The organism is Serratia nevei, from assembly GCF_024160145.1.
GTDB lineage: Bacteria > Pseudomonadota > Gammaproteobacteria > Enterobacterales > Enterobacteriaceae > Serratia > Serratia nevei_A.
On record NZ_JAMYWQ010000198.1, the window covers coordinates 1 to 253 of the forward strand.

Here is a 253-nt window from a genome sequence, read left to right on the forward strand (position 1 = left end):
AGTCGGCGCCGGCGGAGCAGCTGTTCGCCGAGTTCGGCTTCACCGTGGACAACGTGGTGGCCAAGGCGCAGGCGCTGCTGAAGTAAGCAGCCTGGCGCCAGCCGATAAAAAAGCCGGTCATCGTGACTAATGCTGGTCACTTAAGGGTGACCAGCAACTTTTTTATCTGGATATTTCCTGCTTCTGGCCCGGAGTTCTCTAGGATAACTTCGCTCTCTGCGCCCTGGTAGTACCAGCCATTTCGCCTGTTCAT

Annotated in this window: 1 pseudogene; it reads left to right on the forward strand. The window is 56.5% G+C overall.

The features are described from left to right. Positions 1 to 86 (forward strand): annotated as a pseudogene (locus M6G53_RS25705) (transketolase-like TK C-terminal-containing protein); the annotation flags it as partial. Positions 87 to 253: the final 167 nt, after the last annotated feature.